Below are 13,010 nucleotides of genomic sequence, written 5' to 3'. Positions count from 1 at the left end.
TTGAGTTTGAAGCGTTGTTTCTAAAATGAATACAAAAATGAAACACACTGTTTTCCTGATAGCAGGATTAATCTTGTTTTCCGGCCTTGTTTGGGGTCAGAACGAAGAGATTCTGCTTACTATAGACGACATTGAAATCAGCAAAGCAGAATTCGAACGGATTTACAGGAAAAACAACCAGAACCTGTACGATGAAACCGAGGCAAAATCGCCTAAAGAATACCTCGATATGTTCATCGATTATAAACTAAAGGTTATTGAGGCTCAAAACCTGAAAATGGATACCAGCACTGCATTTAAAACAGAACTGGCCGGCTACAGGAAAGAACTTGCAGCGCCTTATTTAACCGACATGAAATATGATGAGAAGCTGATAAAAGAGTTGTATAACCGCATGACCAAAGAGATAAATGCCAGCCATATTTTATTGCAGGTACCGGAAAACGCAACCTACCAAAAGGAGCAGGAAGTGTTGAAAAAAGCAAATGAAATCAGGGCAGAGATCCTTGCAGGAAAACCTTTTAGCGAAGCTGCAGTTGAATATTCAGAAGACCCGAATGCGGCAAACAACGGCGGACAACTGGGCTACTTTACGGCATTCCAAATGGTGGCTCCATTCGAAAATGCAGCATTCAACACCCCTGTTGGCGAAATTTCGGAACCGGTTCGTTCATCATTTGGCTATCACCTCATAAAAGTGCACGATTTACGTCCCAACAAGGGCGAGATAAAAGTGGCACACATCATGAAAATGTTCCCGCAGGGCGTTGAGAACTTCGACAAAAATGAGCTAAAAAAAGAGATCGATTCAATTTATACGGAATTGCAAAACGGTGCCGATTTTGCCGACATGGCCCGCAAGCTCTCCGATGACAAACGATCGGCAATGCAGGGCGGCGAAATGCCCTGGTTTTCTGCAGGACGGATGATACCCGAATTTTCAACTCCGGCATTCGCTCTCGAAAACACCGGAGATATGACACCGCCTGTTGAAACCCCTTTTGGCTTTCATATCATAAAAAAGTTGGATCACCGGCCTGTCCCATCTTTTGAAGAAGCACGCGAGCAAATTGAAGAAAGGGTTAGAAGAGACCCTGAGCGGTCCAATTCCAGCCAGAAAGCTTTTGTTGAAAAACTAAAAAAAGAGTACAATTTTGAGGCAAACAGTGCCAATCTGGAAAAGCTGAAAACAAACGAAAATCCCAGTGAAGAACTCCTGCTTTTTTCAATCGACAATAAAGACTTCCACCTGAACGACTTTAATGCTTTTCTGAAAAAAAACGGCATTGAAAACAGCAACTCTTTAGGCCATTACAACGACTGGGTTGCTCATGAAATTATACAACTGGAAGATTCGAAACTGGAGGAGAAACATCCTGAATTCCGGTACCTGATGAAAGAGTATCACGACGGAATTTTGCTTTTCAATATTATGGAAGAGAAAATCTGGGGCTTTGCATCGAAGGACACTGCCGGGCTTCAAAAATTTTATAAAAAAAATAAAGGAATACATCAATGGGGGGAGCGTTTTAAAGGCCTCATAATAACATGTAAAAGCCAGGAAACAAGGCAGGAGGCCGAAAAATATTTTGCTGCCGGAATGACTGCCGCCGAAGTGGAAGATTTGCTAAATGAATCAGGGAAAAAGGTGGAAATAGAGGAAGGAGCGTGGGAAGAAGGAGCCAATGATGTGGTTGATTATTACGTTTGGAACGGCAAAAAAACCACCAGCTTTAATCCGGAACTTACTTTTATTCGCGGTGACAAAATTCCTCCCGAGCCCAAAACCCTTGAAGAAGCTCGCGGATTGTATATTTCCGATTATCAAAATCACCTGGAAAAAGAGTGGCTAAAAAAGCTGCGAAAAAAATATAAAATAAAAGTGAATAAAAAAGTGTTGAGATCTGTTCCGCATGTTTAAAATGCTGTTGAAATATGGCTTCCCGGTTTTTATCATCCTGCTCTCAGTGGGGTGTAATCCTGGTGACGAGCAACTGAAAAAAGTTGTTGCCGAAGTGGGAGACAATAAATTGTACCTCTCCGAAATTTCATCGGTGGTGCCTCCGGAAATTGAACGCGAAGACAGTATTTTAATGGCTGATGACTATATAAACAAATGGGTTAAGCGTGAACTGCTGCTCCAAAAAGCGGAGGAAAACCTGACAGCTGCTCAAAAAGATGTTTCGGAACAATTGGAAGAGTACCGGAAGTCGCTCATGTTATATAAATACAAAAATGCAATAATGAGCCAGCGGATGGACACCTCAGTTACCAACCAGCAGGTGCAGGAATATTACGATGCAAATACCGAAAAATTTGTCCTCAATAATAATATTGTTAAAGCTGTTTACATCAAAATCCCCAACGATTTGGCCAACCCCGACCAGCTCAAAGAGATGAGCCAAAACAACAGCACTGAAGGGATTATCGAATTGCGTGATTATTGCCTGCAATATGCCAAAGGATTCGACATTTTCATCGATCAATGGGTCGATTTTCAGCTGTTAACCAAAAGCATTCCCGAGCCCGTTGAAAACCCGGAGCAGTTTTTGCAACGAAACCAAACAATTGAACGCAGCGACTCCGATTATTATTACCTTGTTACTATATACGATTACAAACTCAAAAACGACCAGGCACCCGTTGAGTATGTAAAAGAAAACATAAAAAACCTGATAATTAACCGGCGTAAAATCGACTTTTTAAAGCAACTTGAAAACAATGTATATTCCGAAGGAGTTAAAAACAACAAATTTAAAATATTTAAAAGCGAACGCGATGACAACTAAAAAAATAATAAAAGCAGGGAGTATTTTCCTACTTGCGGTTCTGATGACCGGAATTGTTTCGGCACAGGATAAAGTAGTCGATCAAATTGTAGCGATTGTGGGCGGCAACATCATTCTGAAATCGGATATTGAAAAAATGTACATGGACCAGCAGGCGCAGGGAATGACATCTGACGGTGACATGAAATGCGAAATACTGGAAAATTTTCTGGTAGATAAACTGCTGGTTGCCGAAGCCGAACTGGATACTTTGATTACGGTAACCCCGAACCAGGTTAACCAACAGATGGATGCTCAAATCCAGACTTACCTTGCCTATTTTGGTTCTGAACAGGCAGTGGAGAACTACTTTAAAAAACCGCTTGCCTCCATTCGGGCCGAGATGCAGGAAGTAATCCGGAACCAAATCCTGAGCCAGCAGATGCAGCAAAAAATTGTGCAGGATGTTACAGCCACTCCCTCAGAAGTGCGAGCCTACTACCGTAATCTGCCGGAAGAAGAAATACCGGTTATTCCCACGCAGTATGAGTACGCACAAATTACCATGCGGCCTGAAATCTCGCTGGAGGAAGAAAACAGGGTTAAAGCAGAGCTGCGCCAGCTTAAGCAACGCATTGAAGAGGGTTCGAGCTTTGCAGCAATGGCTGTGATGTATTCCGAAGGACCTTCGGCAAACGATGGTGGAGAAATTGGCTACCAGGGCCGTGCAGAACTTGCTCCCAATTATGCAGCAGCGGCATTTAACCTCCGCGACAACCAGGTTTCTAATGTAGTAGAAAGTGAATTCGGCTACCACATTATCCAGCTCATCGACAAGCGCGGTGAAAAAGTGAACACACGGCATATTCTCATGAAACCCAAAATATCGGACGATGCGAAAGAGCAGGCTTTTAGCCGCCTCGACAGCCTCGCCAATATGATTCGCAAAGAAGAAATTCCTTTTAGCGAGGCAGCACGACTGTTTTCTTCTGACAAAAACACCAGAAACAACGGAGGAATTGCAATTAATCCCAATACCATGTCATCAAAATTTACTGTAGAGGAACTGGATGGCGATGTAAGTAAGATACTCACGAATTTAAAAATCAACGAAATTTCTGATCCGTTCGAAACCATTGATCCGGAAAGCAGGCAAACTGTTTTCAAAATTGTAAAACTTGTTGACAAAACAGAAGGGCATAAAGCCAACCTGCAGGATGATTATCAACAACTGGCGAATCAGTTTCTTGCACAGAAAAAAGAAAAAGTTTTAAAAAACTGGATTACTGAAAAACAGGCTGATACTTATATCCGCATCGATGAAACTTATGCCAACTGCAATTTCGAATTCAACAATTGGATGAAGTAGGATAGCGGAATAATAATTTATTATTGGATTAAAAGGACAACAAACGGATGGAATTTAAAAACGATGTAGAAGCTCTCGATGGGTTACGCGATAAATTCAGTGAATTAAAAAAAGAAATTACACGGGTTATTTACGGTCAGGATGAAATTATTACACAGGTGATGGTTTCACTGTTCAGCCGCGGTCATGTGCTGCTTATTGGAGTTCCCGGGCTGGCCAAAACCCTCATGGTAACAACCATTGCAAAAATTCTCGGGCTCAACTACAGCCGTATCCAGTTCACGCCCGATTTAATGCCTTCCGATATCATCGGCACCGAAATTCTGGATAAAGAACGGCAGTTTAAGTTTATCAAGGGACCTTTGTTTGCCAACATTATTTTAGCCGACGAGATTAACAGGACACCCCCCAAAACCCAATCGGCACTGCTCGAAGCCATGCAGGAAAGAGCCATTACAGCAGCCGGCCAGCGTTTTGAACTGGAAAGCCCGTTTTTTGTACTGGCCACCCAAAACCCAATCGAACAGGAAGGAACCTATCCCCTGCCTGAGGCACAACTCGACCGGTTCATGTTTTCAGTGTGGCTCGATTACCCGAAGTACGACGATGAAATTACCATCGTAAAAAATACCACTTCCAATTTAACTTTCGACTTGAAACCGGTAATATCTGCCAAAGAAATCTTGTATTACCAGGATTTAATTCGGAAAATTCCGATAAACGATAATGTGTTGAACTACGCCGTTACCCTGGCTGCCAAAACCCGCCCGGGAAACGGAATGGCAGCTGATGTTTCGGAGCAGTACCTGAAATGGGGTGCCGGCCCAAGGGCTTCGCAATACCTGGTGGTGGGCGCCAAAACCCATGCTGCCCTCCGGGGAAAATATTCACCCGACATTGAAGATGTGCAGGCAGTTGCCCCTTCAATTTTGCGCCACCGGATAATTAAAAACTACAAGGCCGAAGCCGAAAACATTTCGGTGGAACAAATTATTGAGAAGTTAGTGTAAATGCCAAAACGGCTGTTTCATATTATTTCAAAATTATTACTGAATGCAAAAGCTGCAATACTTCTTGCTTTGGTAATTGCATCTTTATTTTCTTCCGCACAGGAAAAAAAGAAAATTGAAATTGAAGAAGCCGATCTTCTTGAAGCTGATGAAACAATTGCCCCTAATGCACAGCGGCTTATTGGAAGCCCGTTGCGCATTAGGCACAAGAACGTCCTTATGTGGGCTGACAGCGCCTACACCTATACTGGCACCAACCGGGTTGATGCTTTTGGAAATGTGCATATCAACCAAAACGATACACTCGATCTTTATGCCAATAAAATTTTTTACAACGGGGATATTAGTTTTGCGCAGGCCATCGGTGATGTTATTCTGAAAAATAAATCGACCACCCTTTACTCCGATACACTCGATTACAACCTCGATACAAACACCGGTTATTACGACGATTACGGGAAAATTGTGGACAGCACAAATGTGTTGACAAGCCTAATTGGCAGATATTTTATTAATGAAGATCTGATACACTTTTACAACGATGTGGAAGCTTACAGCGATGATTATACACTTTCGGGCGACACATTGATTTACAATACAGAAACAGGCCGGATTTTTATTACAGGGCCTACAATAATTCGCGATTCATCCAACACACTTTATGCTGAAGACGGATGGTACGATTCAAAAACAGGAGAAGCAGAGCTACTGAGAAATCCGCGGGTTTTTAACGATTCGCAAGAATTAAGTGCCAATTACATTAAGTACAACGAAACAGATGGAAACGGACGAGCGCTTGGAAATGTAAGGATTCACGACATGGAAAACAGTAGCATTGTTACCGGAAATACAGTGAACTACAACGAACAAAAGGAAATTGCAACCGTAACCGATTCGGCTCTTTTCATGATGTATTCCGATAACGATACGCTGTACCTCCACGCCGATACTCTCCGGACCATCCCCGATACAATTCCGGATGAAAATATTGTGAAAGCATATTACAATGCCCGCTTTTACCGCTCCGATTTACAGGGGGTTTGCGATTCGCTGGTCTATTTCACCAATGATTCTGTGGTTCAGCTGCATACCAATCCTGTGGTTTGGTCCGATATTCATCAGTTGAGCGCCGACTATATCAACATGAAACAAAAAACGGATGCCCCCGACGAAATGCACCTCCAAAATAACAGTTTCATTATCTCAAAACTCGACTCCGGCCGGTTCGACCAAATTAAAGGAAAAGAAATGGTGGGGTATGTGGTCGATAATGAACTGTCGAAAATTGATGTAAACGGAAACGGGCAAACCCTCTACTACGCCCGCGAAGACAGCACAATTATCGGACTGAACCGGGCTGAAAGCAGTAAAATCTCTATTCGCTTTAAAGAAGGCCGCGTTTTCAAAATTAAATTTTTAACTGCCCCCGAAGGTCAGCTTAAACCTCTTTTCGAATTAACCGAAGAGGAAAAAAGACTTAGTGGTTTCGACTGGAAAGTTCATCTCAGGCCCCTCACCAAAAATGATGTTTTTCAACCCAAAGCCACCCCTGCCTTGCCAAACGAAGCAGTATTGCAAGAAAACGAAGATTAAATTCACATTCATTTTTTCTCCTTCGCAATCCTTTCATCCCTGAAATGTTTCAAATTAATTTTGCTGAAATTACATACAAAACAGTCTTTTTATTAATTTTCATCATAAAAAACACCTGTTTTGTTTTCATTTTAAAAAAATATTGTAATATTTGCAGCAAATCGAAAGCAAACGAATGATTTTACTTAATAGCATATCAATTCTCAGCCTAATTATTGGCATTATCCTTCTATTCAGGATGTGAGAATGGTGTGTTGTTTACTATAAAGCAAGAAACGGAATAAGCCATTCTCATAAAAAGAGGATGGCTTTTTTATTAAATGCAAAATAATAATTGTACGGTAAGTTGATTTGAAGCAAAAAGTTGATTAGTAATAACTGAAAAACAAATAAATATGAGTGACAGACTGTTCATTTTTGACACCACCCTGCGCGACGGCGAGCAGGTCCCGGGGTGCCAGTTAAACACGGTTGAAAAAATTGAAGTTGCCAAAGCCTTGCAGGATTTGGGAGTTGACATTATCGAAGCCGGATTTCCGGTGTCGAGCCCCGGCGATTTTGAGTCGGTGGTAGAAATATCAAAAGCGGTTACATGGCCCACCATTTGTGCCCTTACCCGCGCAGTGAAAAAAGATATTGACGTGGCTGCCGAATCGCTAAAATATGCAAAAAAGGGACGAATTCACACGGGCATTGGCACTTCGTATTATCACATCCACCATAAACTCAACTCCACACCTGAAGTTATTATGGAACGGGCTGTTGAAGCAGTAAAATATGCAAAACAATATGTAGAAGATGTGGAATTTTATGCCGAAGATGCCGGCCGTACCGATAATGAATTCCTGGCCAAAGTGGTTGAAGCAGTAATTAAAGCAGGTGCTACAACAGTAAATATCCCTGACACAACAGGTTATTGCCTTCCAACCGAATTTGGCGAAAAAATTAAATTCCTGATGGAAAATGTAAACGGCATTCACAAAGCAGTGATTTCCACCCATTGCCATAACGACCTCGGAATGGCAACTGCCAACACAGTGGCCGGAATTATGAACGGCGCCCGCCAGGCCGAAGTTACCATTAACGGAATTGGTGAACGTGCCGGAAATACATCGCTCGAAGAAGTGGTCATGATAATGAAAAGTCGATATCAGGTTCTCGGGATTGAAACCGGCGTGAACACAAAAAATATCTATCAGACCAGCCGTTTGGTTTCCACCTTAATGAATATGCCGGTTCAGCCCAACAAAGCAATTGTTGGCAGAAATGCTTTTGCGCACTCCTCCGGAATTCATCAGGATGGCGTGCTGAAAAACCGCGAAAACTACGAAATTATGGATCCTACAGAAGTGGGAATCAACGAATCGGCAATCCTGCTTACAGCTCGCAGCGGCCGTGCGGCACTGAAACACAGGCTCGAACTGATGGGTTTTGAACTAAGCAAAGAAAAACTGGATGAAGTTTATGAGAAATTCCTGAAGCTGGCCGACAATAAAAAAGATATTCGCGATGACGATATTGCCCTGCTGGTTGGCGATGCCACACAACAGGAGCGCCGTATAAAACTCGACTTCCTTCAGGTACTCACAGGAAAAAAACTTGAACCTGTTGCCATCGTTCGGCTCGATATTGCAGGAGAGAAATTTGATGCAACTTCTTCCGGAAACGGCCCGGTGGATGCAGCAATTAAAGCGGTTAAACAAATTATTCACCGCCAGGTTACTATTGAAGAATTCCTTGTGCAGGCCATTACACGCGGCAGCGATGATATTGGAAAAGTACACATGCAAATTGAGTACAACGACTCCATTTTCCATGGCTTTGGCGCGCATACCGATATTGTAACGGCATCAGTTGAGGCCTACCTCGATGCAGTGAATAAATTACCGGTTCAGGTTTAATCAAAAAAAATTCAATAAAAAAATGGAAGCAAAAACATTATTCGATAAAATTTGGGACAGCCACGTAGTGAAAAAAGTTGAAGGCGGCCCCAATGTGTTGTACATCGACCGGCATTTAATTCACGAAGTAACCAGTCCAGTTGCATTTTTAGGCCTGAAAAACCGCGGCCTGAAAGTATTTCGACCAGAGCAAACCACTGCCACTCCCGACCACAACGTTCCTACCGAAAATCAGCACCTTTCCATTGTTGACGAATTATCGCGCAATCAGGTAGAAATGTTGAAGAGAAATTGTGCCGAGCATGGCATCAAATATCACGATCTTCAAAGCGAAGGACATGGCATTGTGCACATTATCGGGCCGGAAAAAGGACTCACCCAGCCGGGAATGACAATTGTTTGCGGCGACAGCCACACATCAACCCACGGGGCTTTTGGGGCCATTGCTTTTGGAATTGGCACCAGCGAAGTGGAAATGGTTTTGGCCAGCCAGAGCATCATGCAGCCCAAACCCAAAAAAATGCGGATTACCATAAACGGCGAACTCAAACAAGGGGTTACGGCAAAAGACATTGCGCTGTTTATCATTTCGAAAATTTCAACCAGCGGGGGAACCGGCCATTTTATTGAATACGCCGGGTCAGCAATTAAAAGCCTGAGTATGGAAGGCCGCATGACCCTTTGCAACCTCAGTATTGAAAGTGGTGCCCGCGGTGGAATGATTGCACCCGACGAAACCACATTCAACTACATGAAAGGACGTGAATTTGTTCCAAAAGGAAAGGACTGGGAGCAGGCTGTTGAAAAATGGAAAAATTTAAAATCAGACGAAGATGCCGTGTTCGATACTGAATATTCGTACGATGCCGCTGACATTGAACCTATGATTACATATGGAACAAATCCGGGAATGGGAATCGGCATCACCAAAAATATTCCCATTTACAATGGTATGGGGGAAAGCGATAAAAAAACGCTGGAGAAAGCATTGAAATACATGGAATTTTCGCCTGGTGACAAAATGCTTGGCAAAACAATAGACTACGTATTTTTAGGCAGTTGCACCAACGGAAGGATTGAAGATTTCAGAGCTTTTACCGCTTTTGTTAAAGGGAAGAAAAAAGCACCGAATGTGAATGCCTGGCTGGTACCGGGTTCAAAGCATGTTGAACAACAAATTAAAGAAGAAGGCCTGCTCGAAATTTTGGAAGAAGCAGGATTCAAACTCCGCCAGCCCGGTTGCTCGGCCTGCCTTGCCATGAACGACGATAAAATACCGGAAGGAAAATACGCCGTTTCAACTACTAACAGAAACTTTGAAGGCCGACAGGGGCCCGGGGCAAGAACGTTGTTGGCCAGCCCGCTTACAGCAGCGGCCGCAGCAATAACCGGGAAAGTTACTGATCCGAGAGAATTGATGGACAATGAATTCTTAGAAACAGACAAAACACTGGAACCCGTTTAAAATTTTTTAAGGAAAGCTAAAATCATAAATAAAATGGCATACGATAAATTCTCAGTAATAAAATCACCGGCAGTTCCGCTGCCGGTTGAAAATGTAGATACCGACCAGATTATTCCTGCACGCTTTTTAAAAGCAGTAGAACGCAAAGGTTTTGGCGAAAATCTTTTTCGCGACTGGCGCTACAACAAAGATGGATCACCCAAAAGCGATTTTCCGCTGAATAATGCGAAGTATTCCGGTAAAATTTTGGTTGCCGGTAAAAATTTTGGCAGCGGATCGAGCCGTGAACACGCTGCCTGGGCAATTTACGATTACGGGTTCAGAGTTGTAGTGTCCAGCTTTTTTGCCGACATTTTTAAAAACAATGCAATTAACAATGGCTTGCTGCCAGTTGTTGTAACCCCCGAATTCCTTGAACGAATTTTTGAAACCATCGAAAAAAACCCGGAAGCCGAATTCAAAACTAATCTAAAGGAGCAAACATTAACGAACCTCACAACAGGTGAAACCGAAGAGTTCGAAATTAATGCCTACAAAAAGCATTGCCTCAAAAATGGACTCGACGATATCGATTACCTGGTTCGGATGAAAGATGAAATTACTGCTTTTGAAGAAGCTAACAGCTAAAACTCACATAAAAGAATGACAGGCAAAACAGTTGAAATAGAGGGCAAACAGCTCACCATAATGGATACTACCCTTCGCGATGGAGAACAGACCACAGGCGTCTCTTTCAGCGAAGGGGAAAAACTAAGTGTGGCAAAGGTGTTGTTGGAAGATGTAAGGGTTGACCGAATTGAAATCGCTTCGGCAAGAGTTTCAGATGGTGAATTCAGGGGATCGCAGCGTGTAATGAAATGGGCAGCCGAAAAAGGACATCTCGATAAAATTGAAGTTCTCGGATTTGTTGATAACAACATTTCGCTGAAATGGATTGCCGACGCCGGTGGAAAAGTAATTAATCTGCTTTGCAAAGGTTCGCTGAACCATGTAAAAGGGCAGTTACGAAAAACCCCGGAGGAACATTTAGCCGACATTAAAAAAGTAATTCATAATGCCAGGGAAATGGGAATCCGGGTAAATGTTTATCTCGAAGACTGGTCGAACGGAATGCGAAGTTCAAAAGACTACGTGCATTTCATGGTTTCAAAACTGAAAGAGGAAAAAGTTGACCGGATAATGCTTCCCGATACGCTCGGTATTTTAGACCCCGACGAAACCTACGATTTCTGCCGGGAAATGATTGAAACCTACCCCGATGTCAACTTCGATTACCATGCCCACAACGATTACGATTTGGCCATTGCCAATGTTTTCCATGCCATAAAAGCCGGAATGCGCTGCGTACACACCACTGTTAACGGGTTGGGCGAGCGTGCGGGGAATGCACCACTGTCGAGCGTGATTGCCACCATTAAAGATCACCTGAAAATGAAAACCCGGGTGAATGAAAGCCAGTTGAACAAAGTTTCAAAGCTGGTAGAATCGTTTTCCGGAATTCGGATTCCTACAAATAAGCCGCTAATCGGCGAATTTGTATTCACCCAGTGCAGCGGCATACATGCCGATGGTGACAACAAAAACAATCTCTATTTCAACGACTTGCTACCGGAGCGTTTTGGAAGAATCCGTCAGTATGCGCTGGGAAAAACATCGGGTAAAGCCAACATCAAAAAGAACCTGGAAAACCTGGGCATTGAACTCGATGCAGAATCACTGAAAAAAGTAACGCAGCGGATTATTGAACTGGGCGACCAAAAAGAAACGGTTACCTCCGACGAACTGCCCTACATTGTTGCCGATGCCCTGGAGAACGATCTGATGGAACAAAAAATCAGGGTGATAAACTTTTCGGTTACCCATACTATGGGATTGCGGCCGGTTGCCAATGTTAGCCTTGAAATTGAAGGAGAAATTTTTGAGGAATTCAGCGATGGCGACGGCCAGTATGATGCATTTGTAAAAGCACTCCGGAAAATATACAAGCGTCTCGGCAAATCATTCCCGAAACTCATTGATTACACGGTAACCATCCCGCCTGGCGGAAAAACCAATGCACTGGTAGAAACGGTAATTACCTGGAAAAACAGTCGCGAATTTAAAACCAAAGGGTTAGATCCGGATCAGAATGCAGCCGCAATCAAAGCAACAATTCGCATGCTAAATATCATCGAAAACGAGTTTAAGCCGGGTTTGCTGGATAAAATAATGGACAGTATTCCGTAAGTAAATACCAATTTCTAAAATTTAATTATTTGAAATACACTGTTTTTACAGTAAATTTGCTTAAAACATATTTATATGAACTATTTGGAAAGAATTACCACAAACCCCGAAATCTGCCATGGAAAACCATGCATTCGTGGAATGAGGTGGCCGGTTGAAGTAATTATTGATATGCTTGGTTCGGGAATGACCACCGAGGAAATTCTCGACGATCACCCGGAACTTGAAAAGGAAGATATTCTGGCAAGTTTACATTTTGCAAAACTTAACCTGTCAGGTAAGCCGATAAAAGATGTAGCCTGATGAAATTTCTATGTGATGTTCATATCTCTTATAAATTAGTCAGGCACTTGACTTCACGGGGTTACGAAACAATTCATGTAAATGACATTCTCGACAAATGGCTTACTTCAGATAAACAAATATGTGAGTATGCTGACCAAAAAGATTTCATTGTTATTTCCAAAGATTCAGATTTTCGAAATAGTTTTTACGTAAAAAGAACTCCTTCAAAACTGATCAAAATTAATTTGGGTAATATTTCTAACTCTGAGCTGGTTCAAATAATTACGGACAATTTACCGCAGATTCAAAAGCTAAATAAAAACTCCTCGTTTATTGTGGAAATAAATTTGAATTCGGTATCATTCAATATTCAAAAAGATTAAAGCAAAAAAT

The 13,010-nt window shown here is 42.5% G+C and carries 11 protein-coding genes; all 11 read left to right on the top strand.

Annotated elements, in window-relative coordinates; genetic code table 11:
• Positions 1 to 37: 37 nt before the first annotated feature.
• A complete protein-coding gene (locus tag BUC07_RS12555; protein WP_073170092.1) occupies positions 38 to 1,921 on the top strand; it encodes a peptidylprolyl isomerase in 1,884 nt (627 codons plus the stop codon).
• Position 1,922: 1 nt separating this feature from the next.
• Positions 1,923 to 2,789, top strand: coding sequence for a hypothetical protein (locus BUC07_RS12550; RefSeq protein WP_139279573.1), 867 nt, complete (start codon positions 1,923 to 1,925; stop codon positions 2,787 to 2,789).
• Positions 2,779 to 4,137 carry a peptidylprolyl isomerase gene (locus BUC07_RS12545; protein ID WP_073169985.1) on the top strand — a complete coding sequence of 453 codons (1,359 nt, stop codon included), beginning with the start codon at positions 2,779 to 2,781 and terminating at the stop codon, positions 4,135 to 4,137. Before BUC07_RS12550 ends, BUC07_RS12545 begins: the two co-directional genes overlap by 11 nt.
• Before the next feature lie 47 nt (positions 4,138 to 4,184).
• Positions 4,185 to 5,147, top strand: coding sequence for an AAA family ATPase (locus BUC07_RS12540; protein WP_073169983.1), 963 nt, complete (start codon positions 4,185 to 4,187; stop codon positions 5,145 to 5,147).
• Positions 5,148 to 6,740 carry an OstA-like protein gene (locus tag BUC07_RS12535; RefSeq protein WP_073169981.1) on the top strand — a complete coding sequence of 531 codons (1,593 nt, stop codon included), beginning with the start codon at positions 5,148 to 5,150 and terminating at the stop codon, positions 6,738 to 6,740.
• Between the two features lie 395 nt (positions 6,741 to 7,135).
• Entirely contained in the window at positions 7,136 to 8,641 is a 1,506-nt protein-coding gene (locus BUC07_RS12530) for a 2-isopropylmalate synthase (RefSeq protein ID WP_073169979.1), read from the top strand.
• A 22-nt stretch (positions 8,642 to 8,663) separates the two neighbouring features.
• On the top strand, positions 8,664 to 10,106 hold the full coding sequence (gene leuC / locus BUC07_RS12525) for a 3-isopropylmalate dehydratase large subunit (RefSeq protein WP_073169977.1): 1,443 nt from the start codon (positions 8,664 to 8,666) through the stop codon (positions 10,104 to 10,106).
• Between the two features lie 33 nt (positions 10,107 to 10,139).
• Complete coding sequence (leuD, locus tag BUC07_RS12520; protein WP_073169975.1) at positions 10,140 to 10,733, top strand: 3-isopropylmalate dehydratase small subunit; 594 nt, start codon at positions 10,140 to 10,142, stop codon at positions 10,731 to 10,733.
• Positions 10,734 to 10,748: 15 nt separating this feature from the next.
• On the top strand, positions 10,749 to 12,332 hold the full coding sequence (locus tag BUC07_RS12515) for an alpha-isopropylmalate synthase regulatory domain-containing protein (protein WP_073169973.1): 1,584 nt from the start codon (positions 10,749 to 10,751) through the stop codon (positions 12,330 to 12,332).
• A gap of 75 nt (positions 12,333 to 12,407) precedes the next feature.
• Positions 12,408 to 12,635 (top strand): DUF433 domain-containing protein, encoded by a 228-nt coding sequence (locus tag BUC07_RS12510; RefSeq protein WP_073169971.1) that lies wholly within the window; start codon positions 12,408 to 12,410, stop codon positions 12,633 to 12,635.
• On the top strand, positions 12,635 to 13,000 hold the full coding sequence (locus BUC07_RS12505; RefSeq protein WP_073169969.1) for a DUF5615 family PIN-like protein: 366 nt from the start codon (positions 12,635 to 12,637) through the stop codon (positions 12,998 to 13,000). Before BUC07_RS12510 ends, BUC07_RS12505 begins: the two co-directional genes overlap by 1 nt.
• Positions 13,001 to 13,010: the final 10 nt, after the last annotated feature.

The organism is Tangfeifania diversioriginum (genome assembly GCF_900141875.1).
Lineage (GTDB): Bacteria > Bacteroidota > Bacteroidia > Bacteroidales > Prolixibacteraceae > Tangfeifania > Tangfeifania diversioriginum.
The sequence above is the reverse complement of the archived record's forward strand: the minus strand, read 5'-3'. Positions and strand labels throughout refer to the sequence as shown.